Origin of the sequence: Sphingobium sp., assembly GCA_035196065.1 — a bacterium.
Taxonomy (GTDB): Bacteria; Pseudomonadota; Alphaproteobacteria; order Sphingomonadales; family Sphingomonadaceae; genus Sphingorhabdus_B; species Sphingorhabdus_B rara.
This window is the reverse complement of sequence record CP136575.1, coordinates 2,168,981-2,188,917: the sequence shown is the minus strand read 5'-3', so window position 1 is coordinate 2,188,917 and position 19,937 is coordinate 2,168,981. Positions and strand designations below refer to the sequence as shown.

Genomic DNA, 19,937 nt, shown 5'->3' with positions numbered 1-19,937 from the left:
AGATTGCTTTCTGCGGACATCTCCGCTAGGGGGCAAGCAATTCCAATCCCCTAGCCGGAGTTTTCCCGTGGCCGCAGATTATGTGATTGCCGACCTTTCGCTCGCCGATTTCGGACGGGCTGAAATCAAGATTGCCGAAACCGAAATGCCGGGCCTGATGGCGCTGCGCAAGGAATATGGTGCATCAAAGCCGTTGAAGGGTGCACGGATCACCGGTTCGCTGCATATGACGATCCAGACTGCGGTGCTGATCGAAACGCTGGTCGATCTGGGTGCAGAAGTGCGTTGGGCGACCTGCAACATCTTTTCCACGCAGGATCATGCCGCCGCTGCCATTGCCGCCGCAGGCATTCCGGTGTTCGCGGTGAAGGGCGAAAGCCTGGCCGACTATTGGGACTATGTCGGCCGCATCTTTGATTGGGGCGACGACACCACCACCAACCTGATCCTCGACGATGGCGGCGATGCCACCATGTTTGCGCTCTGGGGCGCCCGGGTCGAAGCGGGTGAGACGCTTTTTGAACCATCCAATGCCGAAGAAATTGAATTTGTCCGCGCGCTCAACGCCTTCCTCAAGGCGAAGCCGGGATATCTCACGGAAAGCGTGAAGAACATTAAGGGCGTTTCGGAAGAGACCACCACGGGCGTCCATCGTCTTTACCAGATCGCCAAGGACGGTAAGCTGCCTTTCCCCGCGATCAATGTGAATGACAGCGTCACCAAGTCGAAGTTCGACAATCTATATGGCTGCAAAGAATCGCTGGTTGATGCCATCCGCCGCGCGACTGACGTCATGCTTGCCGGCAAGGTTGCCTGCGTTGCCGGTTTTGGTGACGTCGGCAAGGGCTCGGCCGCTTCGCTGCGCCAGGGCGGCGCGCGCGTCATGGTCACCGAAATTGATCCGATCTGCGCCCTGCAGGCGGCGATGGAAGGCTATGAAGTTGTCACCATGGAAGAAGCGGTTGAGCGTTGCGATATCTTTGTGACCGCCACCGGCAACGAAGATGTGATCACCGCCGAACATATGAAGTCGATGAAGCCGATGTCGATCGTCTGCAACATCGGCCATTTCGATAGCGAGATCCAGATTTCAGCGCTCGACAATTATAAATGGACCGAAGTGAAGCCGGGCACTGACCTTGTAGAATTCCCTGATGGCAAGCAGATCATTGTCCTTGCCAAGGGCCGTCTGGTCAATCTGGGCTGCGCCACCGGCCACCCCAGCTTTGTGATGAGCTCGTCCTTCACCAATCAGGTGCTGGCCCAAATCGAGCTTTTCGCCAAGAATGACGAATATAAGAACGAGGTTTATGTTCTGCCCAAGCATCTCGACGAGAAGGTGGCTGCGCTTCACCTTGAAAAGCTGGGTGTGAAGCTGACGACCCTGTCGCCGAAGCAGGCTGCCTATATCGGCGTGACCCAGCAAGGCCCGTTCAAGCCCGATCATTACCGCTATTGATCGGTCGGTAACAGGAAACGCAAAGAAGGGCCCGCCATGTGCGGGCCTTTTTTGTTGCTTCCGACGGCCTTTCGTTGCACCGCAATTTTCATGGCACAAATGCAAGCGGTGATAAGGTGATGGCAGGCCATGGCCTGGTTCCCGCTTTGGTCGGGCTGCTGCTGGGTGTCTGGCTGATCGCCGCCGGTTGGGCGGTTTGGCAAGGCCTTGCCGTGCGCCGCAAGGCCGAAGCGATGATCAACAATTCGCGCCGGCTCGTGCGACTGATTGAAACATCGCCGTCGCTTCCGGCTGTGATCCGCAATGACGGCGCGATTGAGGCATCCGACAGGTTCTGGAAAATGATCGGTGTCGATCGGCTCTCATCGATATCCGAACTCACGACTCAACTGTCCATCGGCGACGTTGCGGCTGACTGGCAGGGGTTGCAGGAGGATGTTCGTGCGGCCCAGCGAACAGGGCAGACGCGGGTCAGACGGTTGGCGCTTCCGGACTCCAATCGTCGGCTGATGGCGCGGATCGACACGGCCGATGCGCAAATCTATCCGCAAGGGGCCGCCGTCCTCTGGCTGTATGATCTTACCGAGATCGTGCTTGATCTCGAAAAGCTTGAGGGGGAATCGCGTTCGGCGCGTAACGCATTTGAGGCATTGGCAGGCCTGATCGAAGCCTCGCCGCTTCCGATGTGGCATCGTGGCAGCGACCTTCATCTGACCTTCGTCAATAAGGCCTATGCCGACGCCGTTGGCGCGGCGAATGCGGATAATGTTGTTGATGAAGGCGTCGAACTGATTGAGGGGCTTGGCGCAGAGCATCCGATGGCCGTAGCCGCACGGGCGAATGAAAGCGGGGGCGCGATCGAACGACTGGTTGCAACCACGGTCAAGGGGCAGCGCCGCCAGTTCCGCACCTTCGATATCCCGATGGGTGAGATCGGCATTGGCGGCATCGCGATCGATGTTCAGGAATTGAATGATGCGCTGGCCACCAACCGCCGCCAGGCCGAGGCGCAGCGCAACCTGCTCGATAAAATGTCGGCAGGCGTTGCCCAGTTTGGAGCTGGAAAGGCGTTGGTCTTTGCCAATCTGCCATTTCAGCGGATATTTGCCTTTCGCGATGAATGGCTCGCCGAAACGCCTGAATTCACCCGCGTCCTCGACAGGATGCGCGACAATGGCAAAATGCCCGAAGTGCGCGATTTTCCTGAATGGAAGTTGGAGCGTGAGCATTGGTTCTATATGGCCGCGCCGGTTGAAGAGAATTGGTTGCTTCCCGACGGCACGCACCTGCGGCTCGTCGCGCAGCCGACGCCGGATGGCGGCCTGCTGCTGATTTTCGAGGATCGCACCGAGCAGGCACAATTGGCCAGTGCACGCGACACGCTTCTACGGGTGCGTACGGCCACATTCGACAATCTTTTTGAAACCGTCGCCGTGTTCGCCAGCGATGGCAAGCTGACCATCTGGAACCGGCTGTTCGCCGAAACATGGAAGCTTGAGGAAGAGGTGCTCGCCAAGCATCCGCGTTTTGATGAACTTCTGCCCCAACTCGCGGGCGAGTTAAAACAGCCGGCCCATATCTCGATATTGCGAGAATTGCTGCAAATGACGATCTCCAATCGGCAACCCCGCCGAAGCCGGATTGGTTTTGCCGATGGTCGGATTTTCCAGCTTTCCACCGTGCCGTTGCCCGATGGCAACGCGCTGTTCGCCATGCTGGACGTGACCGACAGTGTGCAGATCGAGCAGGCTTTGCGCGAACGCAATTCTGCATTGTCTGAGGCGGACAGAATCAAGGGCAAATTCCTTGCGAATATGAGCTATGAATTCCGCACGCCGCTGACTTCGATTGGCGGATTTGCGGATCTTTTGCAGCAAGGTGTTGCTGGCGAATTGCCGCCGCAGGCCAAGGAATATGTAGAGGCTATCTCTAAATCGGCTGAACGGCTGACTCAGCAAATCAATGCCGTTTTGGATTATACGCAAGGCGAGGCGGGCGCGCTTCCCGTTGCGCGCAAGCCGGTATCGGTTGCAGATCTTGTCACGAATGTTGAAGCAAGCGCTGCAGAACTCGCCCGGTCGCGCAAGGCATCGCTGGTTATTGATGTAAAGCCTAATGCAGGCATTGTGCAGGGTGACGTCGGGCGGTTGAAGCAGGTGCTTGATGCAGTGGTCGGGAACGCCTTGTCTTATGGCGGAGAAGGCGTGCGCGTCCTTCTTCATGCGGCGGGTGACCGCAGCGGGGTGACGATTGTTGTTTCGGATAATGGCCCCGGAATGGACATGAAGAAACAGGCGCGGGTCCTTGATGATTTTAAGGGCGGGGGTGCCGAACCGGCGACCAGCGGCAGGGGGCTTGGCCTGCCATTGGCGCGAAAGCTGGTTGAACTGCATGGCGGCCAATTTGAAATTGAATCCCGTCCCGGCGAAGGAACCACCGTTGCAGTGCGCCTTCCCAGAACGGCGCCGTCTGCATGATCATTGCCGACGAAGAAGCAATGCATCGCCTTGGCGTGCAGATTGCCGATGGCCTGCGAGCGGGCGATCTTGTCACGCTGTCGGGCACGCTTGGCGCAGGAAAAACCGTGCTGGCCAAGGCGATCATCTCTGCAGTTGGATTTGAAGGTGATGTGTCCAGCCCGACCTTTGCGATTATCCACCAATATGATGAAGCCGGAATGCGCATCCCCGTTGTTCACGCCGATCTTTATCGGCTAGATGATCCCGAGGATCTATACGAACTCGGCTTGTTTGATGACGATCGGGCAGTGTTGCTGGTCGAATGGCCGGAAAAGGGCGGAGCGCAACTGTTGCAGCCTGATCTGGCAATCGAGATCCTGCCTCTGGCGGGCGGGGCGCGGCAGGTGACTATCAAAGACAAGAGGAAGTAGAGTTGACCGTGAGATTGCCTGAAGGGGTGAAGCCGTTTCTTGAAGCTGCAGCATGGGGCGATGCCGCGATCGAACCATTGGCGGGCGATGCGTCTTTCCGTCGCTATTTCCGCATTCGCGCGGAAAATGGTGCAACGGCAATGTTGATGGATGCGCCCCCCCCGCATGAAGATCCGCGGCCCTTTCTGCATGTGGCAAAATATCTCTGTGGTGCCGGGTTTCGTGCGCCGCAGATATTGGCCGAAGACCTTGCGCGTGGTTTGATACTGATCGAGGATTTTGGTGACGACCGCATGCGTGAGCATATCGACGCCCATCCGGAAGACGAAGTGGCGATCTATACCCATGCGGTCGATACGCTGGTTCGATTGGCGAAGGCGCCTGTTGCACAACTGGCCGCTTATGATGCCGCGGTTTATCTGCGTGAAACGGCATTGCTGGCCGAATGGTATTTACCGGCCATGGGGATCGCAACTGACGTTGCAGAATATGAAGCGATGTGGCGGGAAGCGCTGCTGCCCTTGTGCGATAGCAAATGGCAGCAGGTGACGGTGCTGCGCGATTACCATGCCGAAAATATCATGCTGCTGTCTGATGGCGAACAGGGATTGATCGATTTTCAGGACGCGCTTGCCGGACATCCAGCCTATGATCTGGTGTCTATTCTGCAGGATGCGCGGCGTGATGTTTCGCCCGAGCTTGAGGCGGCGATGCTCGAGCATTATCGATGCGAAGCGACCGTGTCCGCCGATTTCGATCTGCATTATGCGTTGCTCGGTGCGCAGCGTAATGCCAAGATTATCGGCATATTCACGCGCTTGTGGAAGCGCGATGGCAAGGAACGCTATCTGTCCTTCCTACCGCGCATGTGGGGGCTATTGGAACGCGATCTCGCCCATCCCGGCCTGGTGAAGCTGCGCGACTGGTTTGATCGCACTATCCCGCAAGAAATCAGGGCATCGTCGCCGCTGGATCGCGTTGCATGATCGTCGATACGGCCATGGTGATGGCGGCGGGTCTTGGCACGCGGATGCGCCCACTGACCGAAAATTGTCCGAAACCGCTGGTCAAGGTGGCGGGGAAGGCCCTGCTGGACCATGTGCTTGACAAGGCGCGCCGGGCAGGGGTGACAAAGGCCGTCGTCAACGTCCACTATCTGCCCGATCAGATAGAGGCGCATATGGCCGCGCATGCGCAAGATCTGGATATCCTTATTTCTGATGAGCGTGATCTATTGCTCGAAACCGGTGGCGGGCTTGTGAAGGCTGCACCCAAGATCGCAGCTGATCCCTTTTACTGCATCAACAGCGATGCGATCTGGACCGAGGAGGGCGCGGAAGACGCTCTTGTCAGTCTGGCCAAGGCTTGGGATGATGCGCGGATGGATGGTCTTCTTCTGCTCGTTCCAAAAGACCGCGCCTTTTGCCATTCTGGAAAGGGTGATTTCAATCTGGATGGGTCGCAACGGCTTGTTCGCCGCGGCGATAATCCAGAGGCGGATTTTGTGTTTACCGGCAATCAATTGTTGAGCCACCGCCTTTTGCGCGATGCGCCGCAAGGGCCTTTTTCAACGAACAAGCTTTGGGATCGGGCGATTGCCGAAGGGCGACTATATGGCATCGTCCATCAGGGCGACTGGTTCGACATCGGATCACCGCAAGCGATAGCGCCGACCGAGGCGGCATTGACGGTAAATGGCTGACGCAATCCGAACTCGGGTACAAACCGTCCCGGTCGGGACAGATCTTTCGACGGCATTGTCCAACTGGCTGGTTGACCGCTATCGCGGCGATCTGTTGGGCATGGCAGATGTCCTCATCCTGCTTCCAAACAATCGAGCGGTATCGGCGCTAACATCTGCCTTTGTGCGCTCGGCCGAGACCGGTTTGGTGCTGCCGCGGATGGCGGCGATAGGCGATCTGGCGCTGGACGAAAAATTGGGGCCATTGCTCGATCCGCTGGCTTTCGACGATGCGCCCCCGCTTCCTGCCGTCGATGACATGCAGCGGCTTTTGCATCTGGCCGGATGTGTCCGTCGGCACCGAAGCGATGCCAGCGCGACCGAGGCGCTGCATCTGGCAAAGCAGCTGGTCCAGACACTGGATACATTGGATGTAGAAGAAAAATCGCTTGCCGATGTGGATTTCGATCATGGCAATGCAGACCTCGCTGCCCATTGGTCGACCGCTTATGGATCGTTGAAATCGCTGTGTCGCGAAAGTGAAAGCTGGCTGGCCGCTAAGGGATTGATGGCCCCCGCCGCGCGGCGCAATGCCTTGCTATATCGTCTGTCTGCGCGATTGAAGGCGTGTCCGCCAACGACGCCAGTCATTGCCGCGGGCATTACCACGGCGGCCCCTGCAATTGCATCTCTGCTCGGCCAGATTGCCCGGCTGCCCAATGGGTTGGTATTGCTGCCGCATGTGGATTTGCAGTTGGATGCCAATGATTGGGAAGCACTTGGTGATCTCGCGAAGCCAACGGATCAGACGGGCGATACGCCCCGCGCGCCGCATCGGGAAACCCATCCGCAATATCATCTCAAATTGTTGCTGCATCGCATGGGGATTGATCGAAGCGAGGTTGATTTATTCAGCAAAATGCCGCCCAAAACTGCGCAAGCTATGCAGGATATCTTCTGCCTGCCCCAACAAACGGTCGCATGGCGGAACCTTTCACGTGCGCGCCGGACGATCGACAATGTCCGCTTGCTTGAAGCCGAAGACAGCGCCGAAGAAGCGCGCGCCATTTCGGTTCTGATCCGCCAGTCGGTTGAGGCAGAAGGCAAACGCGTTGCACTGGTCACACCCGATCGCGAGATCGCATCACGGGTCGCCGCCCAGCTGAAGCGATGGAACATTGAGGCCGATGATAGCGCAGGACGTCCATTGGCGCAGGAGCCTGTTGGCGCCCTTTTCTTGACGGTATCGCAAATGCTTGCCGGACAATTCGCGCCGGTCATATTATTGTCTGTTCTCAAACATCCGCTGGTCAGGGCAGGCGAGGCACGTCTTGCATGGCTGGATCGGGTGCGTGCGCTCGATTTGTTGCTGCGCGGACCGCAATTGCTGGCGGGTATTGATGCAATTGCCCGGATCATAGCCGACAATATTGCAGCCAAGCGCGCCGAACCCGATTTGGCGCTTTGGTGGTCGGAAACCGAAACAATTATGCGCCCTTATGCCGACGCCAGCCGGCGGAGCCTTCGCGCCCATCTTGATGCCGTGACAGGTCTTGCAGACAAGCTGACGGATGGAACGATCTGGAAAGGCGCAGCGGGACGGCGCTTGGCCGAATTTGTCGAAGCGCTGGGTGATCAGGAACTGGAACTTTTGTCGGATGGGCAAGTCACAGCCTGGCCCGACCTGTTCGAGACAATGCTCGCCGACATTGCCATCCGGCCCGCTTATGGCCGCCACCCGCGTGTATCCATTTTCGGCCTGCTTGAAGCCCGTCTGCAATCGGCCGATCTGCTGATTTGCGCCGGGCTGAATGAGGGCACATGGCCGCAATTGCCTCAGCCGGACCCATGGCTGGCGCCGCATTTGCGACGGCAACTCGATTTGCCGGGGTTGGACCGCAATATCGGGTTGTCCGCGCATGATCTTGGCAGTGCATTGGGTGCGCCGGAGGTTGTTCTGACACGGGCAAAGCGCGACCGTTCCGGTCCGTCCATAGCCTCGCGCTTTCTGCTTCGTATTCAGGCATTGTTTGGCGAAGGCCTGCAAGATGAGGAAGTGGCGCTGGACTTGGCACGTCGTCTGGACCACCCGGTGCGGCCTGTCTTGCCGCATGCGCGACCCGAGCCTTTGCCCTTAGCGGAGCAACGCAAGGTTGCCATTTCGATCACGCAAATGGATATGCTAAAGGCAGATCCTTACGCCTTCTATGCGCGCAATATCTTGAAGCTTGATGCGCTGAAGCCGGTGGATGCAGCCCCTGATCCGGCTTGGAAGGGCACGCTGGTTCACAAGATAATCGAGGATTGGACGAAATCAGGGCAACGCGATCCCGACAGTCTGGTCGCCTTTGCTGAAGCCGCGCTCACTGATAGTAGCGTTGCTCCTGCCCTTCGGCTCTTGTGGCAGCCGCGCATCATTGCGGGTTTGCGCTGGGTTGCGGCAAAAGTTGCCGCCAATAGCGCTGAGGGCCGGCAGATTGAAACATTTGAATCGAGGGCCGAAGGCGAGATTGCGGGCATCCGCGTCCATGGCCGTATCGACCGCATAGATAGGCAGTCGGATGGCACATTGGTGGTCGTCGATTATAAGACGGGCAGCCCGCCTGCGAAAAACAAGGTGGCCGCAGGCTATGCCTTGCAACTTGGGTTGAGCGGCGCGCTTGTCGAAGCCGGCGCGGTCAAAGGGCTTTCCGGGAAGGTCGCGGGCTTCGAATATTGGTCGCTTGCAAAGCAAAATGGCGATTTCGGCTATACAGCTTCGCCCTTGGCCAAAAAACCCAAAGAGGGTGAACCTGACACGGCCAGCTTCACCGAATTCGCCAAGGCAGAGGCGAGCGCCGCCATCGGTCGGTGGATCACCGGTAATGCGCCGTTCAAGGCCAAGCTGAAACCCGATTATGCCGTGTATAAGGATTATGAACAGTTGATGCGGCTTGACGAATGGCTGGGTAGCGTCAGTTGGAACGAGGCCGATAATGGCAACTGAAAAGAAGCCCAATATTGATCACTTCACCGCGGCACAGAAATCGGCGGTGGTCCCGGATGCGAATGTGTGGCTGAGCGCGTCGGCAGGTTCTGGCAAAACGCAGGTCTTGTCGGGTCGGGTGATCCGCCTGCTGCTGTCAGGCGCGAAGCCTGAGGAGATCCTCTGCCTGACCTTCACCAAGGCAGCCGCCGCCGAAATGGCCGAGCGGATCAATCGCAAGCTCGCCAAATGGGTGATGATGCCCGATGATCAGCTGTTTTGGGAATTGGAGGCAATTGGAGCGCCATCCGATCCCGATGACCGCGATCATGCACGGCGCCTCTTTGCCGACATATTGGATGCGCCGGGCAGCGGCCTGCAGATCATGACGATCCACAGTTTCTGCCAATCACTTCTTGCCAGTTTTCCGGAAGAGGCGGGCATCATGCCGGGGTTCGAGCCGCTGGATGATCGCACCAAGGCCGACTTGCAGAAAGAGGTGCTCGCGCAAATCGCGCAAGAAGCAGATCGTAGCGGCGACGGTTTCATCCCGGATAGTTTGCGCCAGTTGAGCATGGAACGGGGCGAAGATGGTGCATGGAGTTTCCTGCAACGCTGTGCCGCTGTGCTGCCAACCATGCGCGAGTTACCCGAAGGGCAGGGGCTGTTGACCTTTGTGCGCGCCAATCTGGGCCTGGACATGGAGGGGAACACCGACGATTTGGTCGCGTCGCTGCTGTGCGATGAAGTCATCGACCTTGCGTCTATCCGGGCGGTATATGAGCTTAACGTCGAATGGGGCACAAGCCGCGGGCGAGAACGCGCGAACAAGATAGCGCAATGGCTGGAAATGGACCCGATCGGGCGCGGACTGGCGATTGACTTGATCCATAACTGCTGGACGAAGGGCGACGGCGAACCGATGAACGCCACCAAGGGGTTTACGCCGGGCAACGATGAATATGCGTTCATTGCGTTAGACTTGCATCTATGGACCAAGGCGTTGAGCGAAAAGGTGGCGCTAGCGCGCTATGCCGACCGCCTTGCCAATGCGCTGTTTGCCGGCAAGGCCTTTGCACTGCGCTATGAAGCGGCCAAGCGTGCGCGCGGTCTGGTCGATTTCGATGATTTGATCAACAAGGCGGCCGATCTGCTGACCACCAACGGCATGACCGAATGGGTGCGCTATAAGCTGGATCGGCGGATTGACCATATCCTTGTCGACGAGGCGCAGGATACCAATGCCCGCCAATGGGCCATCATCGAATCGCTTTCGGGCGATTTCTTTGCAGGCGAAGGCGCGAAGGGCGAAAAGCCGCGGACCATTTTTGCGGTCGGTGATTTCAAGCAGGCGATATATGGATTCCAGGGCACCGATCCTGCCCGCTATCGTGAGGCAGGCGAGCGCTATGCCATGCGCCTTGCCGAACAGGAACGCGAACTCAGCCAGTTGACGCTGTCGCGCTCCTTCCGCTCGACCCAGCCCATTCTCGGGCTGGTCAATGGGGTGATCAATACGCTGGGCCATGCGCGTTTCGGCCTGATGGATTACATCGACGATCATATTAGCGAAAAACCCGACATTGGCTCGGTTGAATTAATCGAGCCCATCCTGTCTGCGGCCGCCAACGAAAATGACGAAGGTGACAGCGACGAGGAGAAATGGCTTGGCCCGGAGAAGCGCGAACTGGCCGCTATCCTAGCAAAAAGGATCAAGGCGCTGGTCGATGAGCGCCCGATTTTGGCTAGCGGCAAGCCATTGACCCCAGGCGACATCATGGTGCTGTTTCGCAAACGTACCGAGGTCGCATCGCTTTTGGTTGCCCGGCTGCACACGTTGAATGTGCCGGTTTCCGGGATTGACCGGATGCAGATTGGTGAACAACTGGCGGTACAGGATCTGCTATCCGCCATCCGTTTTGCCCTGCAGCCCCAAGATGATCTGAGCCTCGCCTGCCTGTTGGTATCGCCTCTGCTGGGTTGGACGCAGCAGCAATTGCTTGATCATGGCTATCGTTCCGAGCGGATTTCGATGTGGCAGCATCTGCGGCGCGACGAAAGCCTGGCAGATGATCTGGCGCCATTGCACGCCCTATTGGCGAGTGCGGATTTCACGACGCCGTTCGAGTTCATCGAACAGATATTATCCGGCCCGACGCGGGGACGAGAGAAATTTGTCGCAAGGCTCGGCGAGCAAGTGCTCGTTCCAATCGAGGAGTTTCTCAACCTCGCAATTGAATTCGAACAATCGCGCAGCGGCACTTTGCAGCAATTCCTCGACTGGTTTGAAAGCAATCCCGGCGAAATAAAACGCGAACGCCTTGCTGGAAGCAATGAAGTGCAGATCATGACGGTTCATGGCGCAAAGGGGTTGCAGGCGCCGGTCGTCATTCTGGCAGATGTCACCGTTGACCCTGAAGCCCGTGGTAATCGCGACCCCGGCACTAGTCTGCCAATTGGCGACGGGCTTAACCTGCCGTTGCTGCGTATCGACAAGGATTTGCGCATCGGCCTACTCGCCGAGATTGAGGAAGAGCGTGAAGCGCGCGAGATGAACGAGCATTACCGGCTGTTATATGTCGCGCTTACCCGTGCCGAGGAAAGGTTGATCATGGCCGGTAGTCTGGGCGCAAAGCAAGATGCGCCAAAGCCGGATAGCTGGTATTGCGCGGTTGAGCGCGCATTGGATGCCATTGGCGCACATATGATCGAGGATGTCAGCGGATATCGTTCGCGTTTGTATCGGGGGGCTTTGGACAACGGCGCTGCGGCCCGTGTTGGATCAACCTCGAACATCACGCCCAAAAGGGAACTTCCTCAATGGCTGATCGATGCTGCCGCGCCCGAAGCGCAGCCTCCACGCCCGCTCGCACCTTCGCAACTTGACGATAGCGATACGGGCGACAAGCCGGCGATTGCAGCTTTGCGTTTTGCTGCCGAGCGCGGGAAGTTAATCCACGGCTTGATAGAGCGGTTCGTTGCCGACCGCCGCGACCGGTTTGAGCAGGACGCGGCCCAATGGCTGCTCATGCGGGATACATCGCGCAACCATGATCATGGCGAGATGATCGGTCAGATATTGAAGCTTGTTGATGATCCGCGCTGGATTTCCTTGTTTTCCGCAGATGCCCGGGCGGAGGTTCCGATTGCCGCCTTGGTAGGGCAGACGGTGGTGTCGGGGCGTATCGACCGACTGGTGGCAGTGGATCGCGAAATCAGGATCGTTGATTTCAAGACATCGCGACGGGTTCCGGGCTCGGCTGCAGATGTGCCGCTATCGGAATTGCGGCAGATGGCGCATTATGTTGCCGCGGTCGAACGGATATTCCCGGAACACAAAGTATCTGCCGCACTGCTTTACACCCATGCACCTGCGATGATCGCACTGAACCAAAACGATCTTGCCCCGCATCGCCCTGTTTGAACGGACAAAGCAAAACTTTGGCGCGTCCGTCTTGCAACGGGCCGTCGCGGACCATACAATCATAGGTAAAGAAGGAGTATTTTTGATGGCTACCAAAGCAGTTGGCGACAATGATTTTGCAACCGAAGTGCTTGGCTCTTCCAAGCCGGTGCTCGTGGATTTCTGGGCCGAATGGTGCGGCCCGTGCAAGATGATCGGCCCCAGCCTTGAAGAAATCAGCGAGGAACTGGGCGAGAAGGTGACGATCGCCAAGCTCAACATTGACGATCATCCGGACACGCCGGGCAAATATGGCGTTCGCGGCATTCCTACCATGATCCTGTTCAAGGATGGCGAAATTGTTGAGACAAAGGTCGGCGCAGCGCCCAAGGCCGCAATCAAGAGCTGGCTCGAAGCCGCGCTCTAACTGCGATAATCCGCATTGATGCTGATATAGCCATGGGTCAGGTCGCAGGTCCACACGGTGGCGCTGCCTGACCCGAGGCCGATATCGACGCCGATGCGGATTTCCTGACCCTTGAGATGCGCAGCAACCGGGGTCTCATCATAGCCTTCGATGGCAAGGCCATTTTGCGCGACCAGCGTTGCCCCAAAGCGGATAGACAACAGGTCGCGATCGGCAGGTTCGCCGGCCTTACCCACCGCCATCACGACCCGGCCCCAATTGGCGTCTTCGCCTGCGATCGCGGTTTTTACCAGTGGTGAATTTGCAATGGCGAGCGCGATGCGGCGCGCGCTATCATCTGCAACGGCGCCTGTGACGTTGATTTCGATGAACTTCTGCGCACCTTCGCCATCACGTACGACAAGATGCGCCAACTGGCGGCAGACATCATGCAGCGCGGAGGCAAAAGCATCTGCGCCGGCATCGTCGAAGCAGGTGAGAGGGGCATTGCCTGCCTTGCCAGTCGCAAAGGCGAGAACGGTGTCGCTCGTCGAAGTATCGCTATCTACGGTGATGCAGTTGAAGGTCGCGCCATTGCTTGTGCTGAGCAGATGTTGAAGAAAGCCAGGCTCGATTGCCGCATCGGTGAAGATATAGCCGAGCATCGTTGCCATGTCGGGTGCGATCATGCCGCTCCCCTTGATGACGCCGACTATCTCTATCCGCTTGCCACCGACCATCGCGCTCGCGCTTGCACCCTTGGCGAACGTATCCGTGGTGCCGATCGTGTCGGCGATATCCTGCCAACTGCAAGTTTCAGCGGTGAAGGCGGCGTTCAGGCCGGCTTCTGCCTTGTCCTTGGGGAGGGGCACCCCGATCACGCCTGTCGATGATACAAAGACTTGGGTAGGGGCGCATCCAAGATGGGCGGCCACCTGCGCGGTTATCGCGTCAACGGCTTCACGCCCGCGATGGCCGGTGAAGGCATTGCTGTTACCGGCATTGACGACCAGCGCGCGCGCCAGCCCTCCTTTCAAATTGTCGCGGCACAGTTCGACCTCGGCCGAGCAGCAGATATTGCGTGTCGTCACCCCTGCTACCGCCGTGCCTTCGCACAATTCGACATAAGTGAGATCGCAGCGATCCCAATCCTTGTACCGAGCCCGTGCCACGCGCTTCGTCACGCCGCCAATTTCGGGCATGTCGGGGAAGGGCAGGGCAAGAGGGGATGTTGACATCATTTAAACAGACTTCCGCTACTATATGCGGGTCGCAATGGGGATGGACGCAAGTGCAAGTCAACCCTATATACAAATCAAGACAGGGGTTTCGCCCATAATGCGTTTGCTGCTTTATATTGTTGCATTGTTGACCGGGTTCACGGCAGCGGAAGCTGCGCGTCCGGTTTCCGCAGCTGCGCAGACCAACGCTGCTTCTCCGGTCCAGTTGATGCAGCCCATGGCAGCTGTTGCGGCCGTGCACACCAGTCAGGTGCTGCCAAGCCGCGTTGAGTCAAGGCTGCTTGATCAGAATATGGCTGCAGTTCCGGCGATGGTTCGCAGCATCACTCTGTCTACGCCCGTCAGCAGGGCTGAGCGCGCGCGCGAGTAAACCTCGCTGGCGCTATATGCGCCTTCTTCACATGAACTGCCCTGTGATTTCACAGCGGAACAACCATTACCTATTCAAAGGCTCTCCCTATGCTCGGCAAAATTGCCAAATCCATGTTCGGTTCGTCGAACGACCGTTATGTCGCGAAAATCATGAAGATTGTTGGCAAGATCAACGCTCTTGAAGACCAGATAGCCGCGCTTTCCGATGATGAACTGAAGGCACAGACGGAGCGTTTTCGCGAACGCCTGCAGGCTGGCGAAACCCTTGACGACATCCTGCCAGAGGCGTTTGCGACGGTGCGTGAGGCATCGAAGCGCACGCTCGGTATGCGCCATTTCGACGTGCAGATGGTAGGCGGCATCGTGCTCCATCGCGGCGAAATCGCCGAAATGCGCACGGGTGAAGGTAAGACCCTGGTGGCAACGCTCGCCACCTATCTCAACGCCATCGAAGGCAAGGGCGTGCATGTCGTAACCGTGAACGACTATCTCGCAAAGCGTGACGCGGAATGGATGGGTCAGATCTACAGCTATCTTGGCCTTTCCACCGGCGTAATCGTGCCCAATCTGACCGAGAATGAGCGGCGCGACGCTTATAATTGCGACATCACCTATGCGACCAATAACGAGCTGGGCTTCGACTATCTTCGCGACAATATGAAGCATGAGCGCAACCAGATGGTGCAGCGCCCGTTCAACCATGCGATCGTTGACGAGGTCGACTCGATCCTGATCGATGAAGCGCGTACGCCGTTGATCATTTCGGGCCCGACCGACGACAAGTCAGAACTGTATCGCGCCGTCCATGAAGTCGTTCTCCAGCTGGATGAAGGCGATTATGAGAAGGACGAGAAACAGCGCAGCGTGATGCTGACTGAAGATGGCACCGAAAAGGCGGAGCGCCTGCTCGAAGGCGCGGGCCTTCTGATCGGCAGCAACCTGTATGATTATGAAAATACGCAGGTCGTGCATCATCTTGACCAAGCGCTCAAAGCCAATGTGATGTTCAAGCGCGATACCGATTACATCGTCAAAGATGACGAAGTGATCATCATCGACGAATTTACCGGACGTATGATGGATGGCCGCCGTTGGTCGAACGGCCTTCACCAGGCCGTCGAGGCCAAGGAAGGTGTGCCGATCAAACCCGAAAACCAGACGCTGGCGACGATCACATTCCAGAATTATTTCCGCATGTACCCCAAGATTTCGGGGATGACAGGCACGGCTGCGACCGAGGCGCAGGAATTTTTCGACATTTACAAACTGAACGTCGTCGAAATCCCGACCAATGTGCCGGTGCAGCGGATCGACGAAAATGACGAGTTCTACAAAAATACCGCAGACAAGTTCGCTGCAATTGCCAAAACGATCAAGGAAGCGAATGACCGCGGCCAGCCCGTTCTGGTCGGCACGGTTTCAATCGAGAAATCGGAGCTTCTGTCGGAATATCTGAACCAGGAAGGCGTCGAGCATGCGGTCCTCAACGCCCGCTTCCACGAACAGGAAGCCCGTATCGTTGCGCAGGCAGGCCGCCTCGGTGCGGTAACAATCGCCACCAACATGGCCGGCCGAGGTACCGACATCAAACTGGGCGGTAACCTTGAATATCGCATCGACGACGAACTCGCCGAAATGCCTGAAGGCGCGGAACGTGAGGCAGCGCTTGCGGCGATCAAGGCCGAAATCGAGGCTGAAAAGGCCAAGGTGCTTGAGGCAGGCGGGCTTTTCGTTCTGGCAACCGAGCGGCATGAAAGCCGCCGTATTGATAACCAGCTGCGTGGCCGTTCTGGCCGTCAGGGTGACCCCGGCCTTTCGCGCTTCTACCTCTGCCTGGAGGATGATCTGCTGCGCATTTTCGGATCTGAAACGCTGTTTGCCAAGATGATGAACAGTTCGCTGGAAGATGGCGAAGCCATTGGCGGTAAATGGCTTTCGCGCGCGATCGAAACCGCGCAGAAAAAGGTCGAGGCCCGCAACTACGACATCCGTAAGCAGTTGGTTGAATATGATACGGTGATGAATGACCAGCGTAAGGTCATTTACGAACAGCGCAGCGACATCATGGATGCCGATGCGGTCGATGATGTCCTCGACGATATGCTGCAAGAAACCGTTAATGCAATTGTCGGCGAAAACTGCCCGCCGGAAACCTATCCCGAACAATGGGATGTTGATGGCCTGAAGAGACGTACCGACGAAATTCTTGGCATGAAGCCGGACATTGATGGCTGGTTGACCGAAGAAGAAATCGATCCCGAAATCGTTGAAACACGCCTTGCCGATGCAGCGGTGGCAAAGCTTGCTGAAAAGCGTGCCGCCATCGACGCAACGCTGTTCCGCCAGATTGAAAAGCAGGTGCTGCTCCAGAATCTGGACCATCATTGGAAAGAGCATCTCTCGACGCTCGATGCTTTGCGTCAGGTCATTTATCTGCGCGCCTATGCGCAGAAAAACCCGATCAACGAATATAAGGCCGAGAGCTTTGGTCTGTTCGAACGCATGTTGACTGCGATCCGTGAGGACATCGTGAAAACGATGCTGACCAACGAGTTTGTAGTGCAGGCACCGTCGATGGATGGCGATCTGCCGGAACTGCCCGATTTTCTAACCACCCATTTCGATCCGCTGACCGGTGAGGATGATAGCGGCGATGTGGACGGCGCAGATTTGGGCCTGATCCGCGCATCCATTCCGGCGCGGCAGGTCGCGATGGATCCGGGCGAGGGCGATCCCTTTGCCAGCAATCCCAACATCCGTCGCAATGATCCCTGTCCGTGCGGGTCTGGCCAGAAATATAAGCACTGCCACGGATCATTCTGATCGGCTGTTGATATGAGCGCGATACTGCCCCTGCTGTTTGGCATTATTGCGCTCATCTATGCGTCTGTCGGTTTTGGCGGGGGATCGTCCTATACGGCGATCCTGACGCTTACAGGGATTGAGCCCAAGCTGATCCCGATCATTTCGCTTTGCTGCAACATCGTCGTGGTCACGGGCGGTACCATCCGTTTCTGGCGCGCCGGCTTGATCGACTGGAAGATCATGGCGCCGATGCTGGCCATTTCAGCGCCCATGGCCTTTATCGGAGGGCTTACGCCACTGAAGGAACAGACCTTCCTCCTGATCCTGGGGGGAACGTTGCTGCTATCTGCCATTGCTCTTCTGCTGCCGCAGCAACGTCTGTCGCGCATGAAGCTCCCCCAGCCGGTAGTTCTAGGCCTTTCGGGTGTTGTGGGGCTTCTTGCAGGACTTTCTGGCATTGGCGGCGGCATATTCATGGCCCCTGTGCTGCACCTCATCCGATGGGCGGATGAACGGCGAATCGCAGCCTTTGCTTCGCTCTTCATCTTGGTGAATTCGATCACCGGCCTTGCTGGACAACTGACCAAGGGCGGTATCGAATCATTTGCTGAACCGGCAGCAAGCTATTGGCCATTGCTGCTTGCCGTGCTGATCGGTGGCCAATTAGGCAGCATGGCTGGAATCCGCTTATTTCCGCCACAATGGCTGCGCCGCGTAACCGCAATATTGGTCGGCTACGCCGCTATCCGGCTGCTTTTGCAAACCATCTGATTTTCTGGAAAAAACTGGCTCCCCGGGACGGATTCGAACCGCCGACCAACCGGTTAACAGCCGGTTGCTCTACCGCTGAGCTACCGGGGAGCAGCCCGATTGCATCGGGCAGGCGCGCCTATGGCTTGGCCGGAAACAAAATGCAAGGCCTCAGGTGACAAATTGTTCCATTGCGATGCGATCATCGAGCGCATGTTCGGGATCAAAAAGCAATGTGAGCGAACGATTGCGATCAAGTTCAACCTCGACCGACGCAATATCGCGGATTTCGCGCTGGTCTGCGACGGCGCTGACCGGGCGTTTGCCGCTTTCCATTATGGTAAGCCGCACGACATAGCGATCCGGCAAGATTGCGCCTTTCCAGCGGCGCGGCCGGAATGGACTAATCGGTGTCAGCGCGAGCAGCGAGCTGTCGAGCGGGAGAATCGGTCCATTGGCCGAAAGATTATAGGCGGTCGAGCCCGCTGGCGTGGCGACCAATATGCCGTCGCAGATCAATTCGTCCAAAACTGTACGGCCATTGACATCGATCTGCAGCTTGGCGGCCTGCCGGGTTTCCCTAAGCAGCGATACTTCGTTGATCGCCGGAAGCGAGAAGCGCTGGCCAGAAGTGGTTTCAACCGTCGCCATCAACGGCGTCACTGAAATGCTCTTTGCGCGCTCTAACCGATTTAGCAATTCCTCGGGACGCCAATTGTTCATCAGAAAGCCGATGGTGCCCAGATTCATCCCATAGGCGGGAAGATCGCGTCGTTGTTCAAGCAGGCGGTGCAGCAATTGCAGCAGGAAGCCATCACCGCCGAGGGCGATGACAGCATCGGCATCCTCAATCGGCACAAAATCATGCAACTCGCGCAACTGGCGTTCGGCTTCGCGGGCGGGTTCACCAGCAGATGCCACCAATGCGAGGCGGGCAAAACGGCTCATCCGCCGGTCGCATTCATATGGCGGGCAAGACGGAGCGACCGATCGGTCATTTGGCGTTCAAAATCATGGCGTTCGGGTTTCAATTTCAGTGCCTTTTGCAAAAGGCGATCAACCCCTGCCACGCCTTCTTCGCGGATGGCTGCGCGAAGATCGACATGTAAGCTCGATCCCAGGCACATGTAAATTTTGCCATCAGTGGTCAGTCTCAGGCGATTGCAATCGTCGCAGAAATTGTCGCTCATCGGCGTGATCAGACCCAATCGAACGCCGAGGGGTTCAATTTGCCAATATCGTGCCGGTCCGGCGGTGCGGTGCGGCAGTGAATCCAGTTTCCAATGCGCGTGAAGCGGTGCGCAAAACTCTTCAAGCGCAATAAAGTGATCCGTGCGGCCAGCTACGCCGTCGCCTAGAGGCATCGTTTCGATAACCGCAAGGTCGAGGCTATTATCACCGCAGAAGCGCACCATAGGGACGATCTCGTCCTCATTGATGCCGCGCAGAGCAACCATGTTGATGCGTACAGCTATGCCCATCGCCCGGACTGCAGCTATGCCGTCGAGCACCTCATTCAACTGCCCGCCCCGTGTGATTGTGGCAAATCGGTCGGCGTGAAGACTGTCGAGGCTGACATTGATCCGGCGGATATTGGCGGCCAGGATGTCGTCGGCATGGGCGCGCAGGCGGCTGCCGTTGGTCGTGAGTGTCAATTCATCAAGACGTCCAGTCGCGACATGGGTTCCCAACTGCCGCATCAACAGCCCAATATCACGCCGCACAAGCGGCTCCCCGCCGGTCAGCCGAATCTTGCGAATGCCATGATCGATAAACCGGTCGGATAGCAGGGCTATCTCGGCATAATCGAGCAATTCAATCCGCGGCAGAAAGGTCTGCTGTTCGGGCATGCAATAATGGCAACGGAAATTGCACCGGTCTGTAACCGATATCCGTAAATAGTCGATCTGGCGTCCAAATCCGTCGCGCATGCCAATCACCTAATGCGCGGATATGATGCTGGCA

Annotated in this window: 14 protein-coding genes and 1 tRNA gene; 11 read left to right on the top strand and 4 right to left on the bottom strand. The window is 57.5% G+C overall.

Translation table 11 applies throughout. The features are described 5' to 3' along the window. Positions 1-67: 67 nt before the first annotated feature. The 8 genes from ahcY to trxA all read left to right on the top strand — a co-directional run bounded on the left by ahcY (position 68) and on the right by trxA (position 12,825). Positions 68-1,459 (top strand): adenosylhomocysteinase, encoded by a 1,392-nt coding sequence (ahcY, locus tag RSE16_10445; GenBank protein ID WRH75126.1) that lies wholly within the window; start codon positions 68-70, stop codon positions 1,457-1,459. Positions 1,460-1,497: 38 nt separating this feature from the next. Beyond that, the gene (locus RSE16_10440) at positions 1,498-3,936 is read left to right on the top strand and encodes an ATP-binding protein (protein ID WRH75125.1); all 2,439 of its coding nucleotides are present in this window, start codon (positions 1,498-1,500) and stop codon (positions 3,934-3,936) included. After that, positions 3,933-4,349: a tRNA (adenosine(37)-N6)-threonylcarbamoyltransferase complex ATPase subunit type 1 TsaE gene (gene tsaE, locus RSE16_10435; GenBank protein ID WRH75124.1), complete on the top strand. Its 417-nt coding sequence runs from the start codon at positions 3,933-3,935 to the stop codon at positions 4,347-4,349. Before RSE16_10440 ends, tsaE begins: the two co-directional genes overlap by 4 nt. An 8-nt stretch (positions 4,350-4,357) precedes the next feature. Then, positions 4,358-5,335 (top strand): phosphotransferase, encoded by a 978-nt coding sequence (locus RSE16_10430; GenBank protein ID WRH77344.1) that lies wholly within the window; start codon positions 4,358-4,360, stop codon positions 5,333-5,335. Continuing rightward, positions 5,332-6,051, top strand: a complete 720-nt coding sequence (locus RSE16_10425) for a nucleotidyltransferase family protein (protein WRH75123.1) — start codon at positions 5,332-5,334, stop codon at positions 6,049-6,051. Before RSE16_10430 ends, RSE16_10425 begins: the two co-directional genes overlap by 4 nt. After that, positions 6,044-9,016 carry a double-strand break repair protein AddB gene (gene addB, locus RSE16_10420; GenBank protein ID WRH75122.1) on the top strand — a complete coding sequence of 991 codons (2,973 nt, stop codon included), beginning with the start codon at positions 6,044-6,046 and terminating at the stop codon, positions 9,014-9,016. Before RSE16_10425 ends, addB begins: the two co-directional genes overlap by 8 nt. Further along, positions 9,006-12,419, top strand: a complete 3,414-nt coding sequence (addA, locus tag RSE16_10415; GenBank protein WRH75121.1) for a double-strand break repair helicase AddA — start codon at positions 9,006-9,008, stop codon at positions 12,417-12,419. The genes addB and addA overlap by 11 nt, the downstream gene beginning before the upstream one ends. Positions 12,420-12,504: 85 nt before the next feature. Next, on the top strand, positions 12,505-12,825 hold the full coding sequence (trxA, locus tag RSE16_10410) for a thioredoxin (GenBank protein ID WRH75120.1): 321 nt from the start codon (positions 12,505-12,507) through the stop codon (positions 12,823-12,825). Here trxA and argJ read toward each other — a convergent pair. Next, positions 12,822-14,045: a bifunctional glutamate N-acetyltransferase/amino-acid acetyltransferase ArgJ gene (argJ, locus tag RSE16_10405; protein ID WRH75119.1), complete on the bottom strand. Its 1,224-nt coding sequence runs from the start codon at positions 14,043-14,045 to the stop codon at positions 12,822-12,824. The two genes, trxA and argJ, sit on opposite strands and share 4 nt — an antisense overlap. Before the next feature lie 97 nt (positions 14,046-14,142). Between argJ and RSE16_10400 the strand changes: the two genes are divergently transcribed. The 3 genes from RSE16_10400 to RSE16_10390 all read left to right on the top strand — a co-directional run bounded on the left by RSE16_10400 (position 14,143) and on the right by RSE16_10390 (position 17,993). Next, positions 14,143-14,415, top strand: coding sequence for a hypothetical protein (locus tag RSE16_10400; GenBank protein ID WRH75118.1), 273 nt, complete (start codon positions 14,143-14,145; stop codon positions 14,413-14,415). A gap of 89 nt (positions 14,416-14,504) precedes the next feature. Next, on the top strand, positions 14,505-17,240 hold the full coding sequence (gene secA, locus RSE16_10395; GenBank protein ID WRH75117.1) for a preprotein translocase subunit SecA: 2,736 nt from the start codon (positions 14,505-14,507) through the stop codon (positions 17,238-17,240). A 12-nt stretch (positions 17,241-17,252) separates the two neighbouring features. Beyond that, positions 17,253-17,993 (top strand): sulfite exporter TauE/SafE family protein, encoded by a 741-nt coding sequence (locus RSE16_10390; protein WRH75116.1) that lies wholly within the window; start codon positions 17,253-17,255, stop codon positions 17,991-17,993. Between the two features lie 15 nt (positions 17,994-18,008). On the opposite strand, the gene RSE16_10385 is transcribed toward RSE16_10390, so the two are convergent. The 3 genes from RSE16_10385 to moaA form a co-directional block, all read right to left on the bottom strand. After that, positions 18,009-18,083: transfer RNA gene (locus RSE16_10385), tRNA-Asn, on the bottom strand. Between the two features lie 60 nt (positions 18,084-18,143). Continuing rightward, positions 18,144-18,920 carry an NAD kinase gene (locus RSE16_10380; protein WRH75115.1) on the bottom strand — a complete coding sequence of 259 codons (777 nt, stop codon included), beginning with the start codon at positions 18,918-18,920 and terminating at the stop codon, positions 18,144-18,146. Further along, complete coding sequence (gene moaA / locus RSE16_10375; GenBank protein WRH75114.1) at positions 18,917-19,903, bottom strand: GTP 3',8-cyclase MoaA; 987 nt, start codon at positions 19,901-19,903, stop codon at positions 18,917-18,919. The genes RSE16_10380 and moaA overlap by 4 nt, the downstream gene beginning before the upstream one ends. Positions 19,904-19,937 lie beyond the last annotated feature (34 nt).